This window comes from Paraburkholderia madseniana (assembly GCF_009690905.1).
Lineage (GTDB): Bacteria > Pseudomonadota > Gammaproteobacteria > Burkholderiales > Burkholderiaceae > Paraburkholderia > Paraburkholderia madseniana.
Map to the genome: position 1 here is coordinate 58,909 of NZ_VOSW01000059.1, position 6,115 is coordinate 65,023.

Annotated in this window: 6 protein-coding genes; 2 read left to right on the plus strand and 4 right to left on the minus strand. The window is 63.1% G+C overall.

Annotated features, from left to right (window positions below; genetic code table 11):
- Window positions 1–51: 51 nt before the first annotated feature.
- The 4 genes from gshB to FSO04_RS28035 form a co-directional block, all read right to left on the minus strand.
- A complete protein-coding gene (gshB, locus tag FSO04_RS28020) occupies window positions 52–1,008 on the minus strand; it encodes a glutathione synthase (protein WP_154564618.1) in 957 nt (318 codons plus the stop codon).
- A gap of 101 nt (window positions 1,009–1,109) precedes the next feature.
- Complete coding sequence (gshA, locus tag FSO04_RS28025; protein ID WP_154564620.1) at window positions 1,110–2,399, minus strand: glutamate--cysteine ligase; 1,290 nt, start codon at window positions 2,397–2,399, stop codon at window positions 1,110–1,112.
- A 242-nt stretch (window positions 2,400–2,641) separates the two neighbouring features.
- Window positions 2,642–4,150 carry an ammonium transporter gene (locus FSO04_RS28030; protein ID WP_154564622.1) on the minus strand — a complete coding sequence of 503 codons (1,509 nt, stop codon included), beginning with the start codon at window positions 4,148–4,150 and terminating at the stop codon, window positions 2,642–2,644.
- A gap of 43 nt (window positions 4,151–4,193) precedes the next feature.
- Window positions 4,194–4,532: a P-II family nitrogen regulator gene (locus tag FSO04_RS28035; RefSeq protein WP_006048089.1), complete on the minus strand. Its 339-nt coding sequence runs from the start codon at window positions 4,530–4,532 to the stop codon at window positions 4,194–4,196.
- 399 nt (window positions 4,533–4,931) lie between these two features.
- On the opposite strand from FSO04_RS28035, the gene FSO04_RS28040 reads away from it, so the two are divergent.
- A complete protein-coding gene (locus tag FSO04_RS28040) occupies window positions 4,932–5,189 on the plus strand; it encodes an accessory factor UbiK family protein (RefSeq protein ID WP_154564624.1) in 258 nt (85 codons plus the stop codon).
- A gap of 121 nt (window positions 5,190–5,310) precedes the next feature.
- The coding region (locus tag FSO04_RS28045) for a magnesium chelatase domain-containing protein (protein WP_166618261.1) at window positions 5,311–6,115 on the plus strand (805 nt) is incomplete at its 3' end.

Sequence of the window (6,115 nt, forward strand, 5' to 3'; positions counted from 1 at the left end):
CGGATTTACTACACAGTTTGGGGGCCTTGGCGGCCATTCAAGGGCTGCGCCTCAAGCGGTCGCGCGCTCCAATGCGTCGATGAACATCGCGGCGACGTCGAAGCCGGTCTGATCCATGATCTCGCGGAAACACGTTGGGCTCGTCACATTCACCTCGGTGAGCCAGTCGCCGATCGCATCCAACCCGACCAGCAGCAGACCACGCGCGGCGAGCACCGGCGCGAGCGTGTCGGCGATCTTGCGGTCGTGATCGGTAAGCGGACGCGCCACGCCCAGTCCACCCGCGGCGAGGTTGCCGCGCACTTCATTACCCTGAGGAATCCGCGCGAGCGAAAACGGCACCGCTTCGCCGCCGATCAGGAGAATGCGCTTGTCGCCCTCCTTGATCTCGGGGATGAACTTTTGCGCCATCACCGAGCGCGCGCCGTCGTGGCTCAGCATCTCGATGATCGAGCCGAGATTCATGCCATCGGCCTTCACGCGGAACACACCCATGCCGCCCATGCCGTCGAGCGGCTTGAGGATCACGTCACCGTGTTCTTCATGGAAGGCGCGCAAACGGGCTGCGTCGCGCGTCACCAAAGTCGGCGCGACGAACTGCGCGAACTCGCCGATCGCCAGCTTTTCCGAATGATCGCGAATTGCCTGCGGCTTGTTGAAAATGCGCGCGCCGCCGCGTTCGGCCATTTCCAGCAGCCACGTCGACGTCACGTATTCCATGTCGAACGGCGGGTCTTTGCGCATCACGACCGCGCTGAAACTCTTCAGCGATTTTGGCGTGGCCGCTTCAGCGGCGTACCACGTGTCGCGATGCAGGTCGGTCACGTCGCCGGTAATCGCAAAGCGCTGCACGTTCGCCTCGACGTCGCCGCCGGTCCACGCCAGATGCTTCGGCTCGCATGTGTAGAGCGTGTGACCGCGGCGCGCGGCTTCTGCCATCATCGCGTAGGTGGAATCTTTGTAGATCTTGAACTGCGTGAGCGGATCGGCAATGAAAAGAATGTCCATGAGGATTCCGGTGCGCCCTTAGGGCTTGGCATTGATCGTCAATATAGTCGCTGAAAATGACGATGGCGGCACGCATGCCGCCATCGACCACCTCGCGAGGCTTAAACCTGAATCGCTTCCGGATCGGTCTTTTCCAGTTCGACCGATGCGGCCAGCAACCCGAGCCGCGCCACCACGCCGTACATATAGAAGCGGTTCGGCACCGCCGCGCCGGGCTTGGCGTGGGCATCCGGCAGGGCCGTATGCTCGAAGCCAAGCGGCACGAAGTGCATGCCGGGCGCGTTCAGATTCTGATCGCGCTCGCGGCTGCCGTGCACGCGGTAGAAGCCGCCCACCACGTAACGGTCGATCATGTACACGACCGGCTCGGCGACTTCTTCGCCGATCCGCTCGAAGGTGTACACCCCTTCCTGCACGATCACGTCATGCACTTCGAGGCCGTCTTTGGTGGCAGCCATCCTGGCGCGTTCGCGCTTGGTGAGCGCGGCCACTTCCGAGGCGTCGTGCACGGTCATCACGCCCATGCCATACGTGCCCGCATCCGACTTGATGACGACATACGGTTTCTCGGAAATGCCGTACTCGCGATACTTCCTGGCGATCTTCTTGAGCACGCCGTCGATCGCATCCGTCAGCGCTTCTTCACCGGTGCGTTCCTGGAAATCGACCCCTTCGACATGCGCGAAGTACGGATTGATCATCCACGGATCGATCTCGACCATCTTCGCGAACTTCTTCGCGACGTCGTCATAACAGGAGAAGTGCGTCGATTTACGGCGAACCGCCCAGCCGGCATGCAGCGGCGGCAGCAGGTACTGCTCGTGCAGATTTTCCAGCACGGGCGGAATGCCGCCCGACAGGTCATTGTTCAGCAGAATCGAGCACGGGTCGAAGTTCTTCAAGCCGAGGCGCCGCGGCGTGCGCTCGAGCGGTTCGAGCACGAGCTTCTGGCCGTCGGACAGCGCGATCGTGACCGGCCCGACGATGCTTTCGTCGAGCGTGCCGAAACGCACGTTCAAGCCGGCCTGGCGCATGATCGCGGCCAGACGGGCGACATTCTCCAGATAAAACGCGTTGCGCGTATGGCGCTCGGGGATCACCAGCAGGTTCTTCGCGTCCGGGCAGATCTTTTCGATCGACGCCATCGCGGCCTGCACAGCGAGCGGCAGCACTTCCTGCGGCAGATTGTTGAATGCGCCGGGAAACAGATTGGTGTCGACCGGCGCGAGCTTGAACCCCGCGTTACGCAGGTCGACTGAACAGTAGAACGGCGGCGTGTGCTCCTGCCATTCGAGCCGGAACCAGCGTTCGATGGCGGGGGTAGCGTCGAGGATCTTCCGCTCGAGGTCGAGCAGCGGGCCGTTTAACGCCGTAACTAGGTGCGGAACCATTGATCACTCGCAGACTGGAGAAAAAAGATTGTAGAGCAAATGCTTTGTCCATTTGGGGACGCTTTCTCCATTCGCAAGCCGATGCGGATGCATTCTCGCTATCGCCATGATAGGCGCGGAAAACTACTGCTCACAAGATGCGCGGCCAGAAAAAAGCCCGCCATAAAGGCGGGCCAAAGTCGCTGCGCTTGATTCTGCTCCGTCGAGCCCTGGAGAGAGCTCGACCTTCCTTGGAGAAGTCCTTATTCGACGTGTTCGCCGTGCAGGCTCACGTCCAGACCTTCGCGTTCCTCTTCTTCCGTCACGCGCAGGCCCATCACCATGTCGATCACCTTCAGCAGGATGTAGCTCACCACGCCGCTGTAGATCAGCGTCGTCAGCACGCCCTTGGCTTGCAGGATGACGCTGCCGTCCGCGCCGCCGATGTCCTTGACCGCGAACACACCGGTCAGCAGCGCACCCACGATACCGCCGATGCAGTGCACGCCGAACGCGTCGAGCGAGTCGTCGTAACCGAGCTTGTGCTTGAGCCACGTTGCCGACCAGAAGCAGATCACGCCTGCCGCGATGCCGATCACCAGCGAACCCGCCATACCGACGAAGCCCGAAGCCGGCGTAATCGCCACCAGACCTGCCACGGCACCCGACACGATACCGAGTACCGACGGCTTACCCTTGGTTGCCCATTCGGCGAACATCCATGCGAGTGCTGCTGCTGCGGTTGCCACTTGCGTTGCGAACATCGCGAAACCGGCACGGCCGTCTGCCGCCACTGCCGAACCCGCGTTGAAGCCGAACCAGCCTACCCACAGCATGGCGCCACCGATCAGCGTGAGCGTCAGGTTGTGCGGCGCCATCGCTTCCTTGCCGTAACCGACACGCTTGCCGAGCACCAGCGCGCAGACCAGCGCCGCGATACCGGCGTTGATGTGCACCACCGTGCCGCCCGCGAAGTCGAGGATGCCCGCGGCAGCCAGCCAGCCGCTCGGTTCCCAGACCATGTGCGCGATCGGCGAGTAGACGATGATCGACCACAGCGTCATGAACACCAGCATTGCCGAGAACTTCATACGGTCAGCAAACGCGCCCGTGATCAGTGCCGGCGTAATGATCGCGAACGTCATCTGATAGACGACGTAGACCGTTTCCGGGATCGTCGGCGCGAGGTGGCTGACGGTCAGCGTCGTGGCCTTGTCGCCCTTGATGTAGTTCATACCCGCCATGAAGAAGCGCGAGAAGCCGCCGATGAACGAACCACCCGGCGTGAAGGCAAGGCTATAGCCCACCACGACCCAGATGATCGACACGAGGCAGGTGATCGCGAAGCTTTGCATCAGGATCGCGAGCACGCTCTTCTTGCGGACCATACCGCCGTAGAACAGCGCCAGACCCGGGATCGTCATGAACAGCACGAGCGCGGTGGAGGTCAGCATCCAGGCGGTGTCGCCCGAATTGATCTTCGACGAATCGACCGAGAACGGCGCGGTCGGGGCGGCAGGCGCGGCGTCCGATGCTGCCGGCGCGGCTGCGGCGGCGCTGGCAGCCGGTGCGGCGGACGCATCAGCGGCCGGCGCCGAAGCCGCGGCGGCAGCAGGCGCTGCCGAAGCGTCAGGCGCCGGCGCGCTCGCCGTCGTATCGGAAGCAGGCGCCGAGGCGGCTGCGGGGGCGGAAGCGTCGTCCGCGAGGGCGGCGCCGATACCGCCCGCGAGCAGCGAACCGGCCATCAGCATGGACATCAATAATTTGCGCATCTTCGTTTCCTCTTGTCGCTATCTGTGTCGCTATCTTTTGGTGTTACAGAGCGTCCGCGCCGGTCTCCCCGGTGCGAATCCGAATCACTTGCTCGATCGGCGTGACAAAAATCTTGCCGTCGCCGATCTTGCCGGTGCGTGCCGCGCGTTCGAGCGCCTCGATCGCCTGGTCGACGATGTCGTCCGAGACAGCGGCCTCGATCTTCACCTTCGGCAGGAAATCGACGACGTATTCAGCGCCCCGATACAGTTCCGTATGGCCCTTCTGACGACCGAAGCCTTTGACTTCCGTCACCGTGATGCCTGAGACGCCGATGGCCGACAAGGCTTCGCGCGCCTCATCGAGCTTGAACGGCTTGATGATTGCGGTAATGAGTTTCATGAAATCCCTCGCTAAGTTGCGTAACCCGTTGCGTAACCCTGTTTGCGTACCCTGTAACCCGTTCGCGTGGTCTCGTTCCGCTGCCGGTAAAAAGCACCCGGCAGTGCGCGCGGGGCAGTAACAGCAACTCGCATGCCATGTTGTGTCAGACTTCGTCCGGGGCATGCTGCAGAAGGGGCGCAAGCCGCCCTGGCCGGATGGCCAACGTTGGCGGGGCACGGTGGCGCGGCGTATGAATCGTTGCTAGAGTGTTCGAAGGCATTTAACGTTTGAGCGCGCACCAAACGGGCTCATGCGGCAGCGGCAGGCAACAAGCCATGCACCAAGACGGACCATTCGACGCGACAAAGCACAGGCGCAATGAAACATGCACATTTTTTGTGCATTAAGGGGAACACCATGAAACAACCGAACGATGTCTTTAACGATTTTCAGGCCCGCATGAGCGAGCTGTTCAAGAACTCGCCGGCCAAAGATGTCGAACGCAACGTGAAAGCCATGCTGTCGCAGGGCTTTTCCAAGCTCGACCTGGTCACGCGTGAGGAATTCGATACGCAGACCCAGGTGCTGGTGCGCACCCGCGCGCGCCTCGAGGAGCTGGAGCGCCGCGTCGCCGAGCTCGAACAGAAGCTGCCGGTCACAACGCAAACGCCCTGAAGCTTTGCTCGCAGCGCTTTAGCTGCGTAGTGCTGCACATCACTGGCAAGCGAGCCGTGACGTCATCAGCGTTTTAGGGGACTCGCGCGCGCCATCTGCGCGCGGTCCGACGGGAGAAAACATGTCGCTTGCCGTGGTGCGCAGTCGCGCGCCGGCCTCTGGCCGCGCGCCCGAAGTAACCGTCGAGGTCCACCTCGCCAACGGATTACCCTCTTTTTCGATCGTCGGCCTTCCGGATCTGGAAGTGCGCGAAAGCCGCGAGCGCGTGCGCGCGGCGCTACAGAACTGCAGCTTCGATTTCCCCGTGCGGCGCATCACCGTCAATCTCGCGCCTGCCGATTTGCCGAAGGAGTCCGGCCGCTTCGATCTGCCGATCGCTTTAGGCATCCTGGCGGCGAGCGGGCAAATTCCTGCCGAGTCCCTCCTGCATCGTGAATTCGCCGGCGAACTGTCACTGACCGGCGCGCTGCGGCCGATGCGCGGGGCTTTCGCGATGGCCTGCGGAACGGCCCGCAGCGGTGCTTCTCACGGCGGCTCGGGCGGCATGTCTGATTCTGCGTCTACTCGTATTACTTCAGCCGAACCGGCGACGTCCGAGACGTCCGCTCAATCTACCCCGCAGCTCTATCTGCCCGCGGCAAGCGCGGCCGAGGCAGCGCTCGTGCCGGGTGTCGATGTCTATGGCGCCACCGATCTGCCGTCGCTGTGCGCACATCTGGCCGGCGCGCCCGACGCCAGGCTTTACCCTGTCGCGGCGCCCGACCTCAGCGAGACCGCGCCCGCCGCCGTTCCTGACATGGCCGACGTGATCGGCCAGCGCGGCGCGCGCCGCGCACTTGAAGTTGCCGCGGCCGGCGGACACCACGTCTTGCTGGTCGGGCCGCCCGGCGCGGGCAAATCGATGCTCGCCGCCCGCCTGCCAAGCC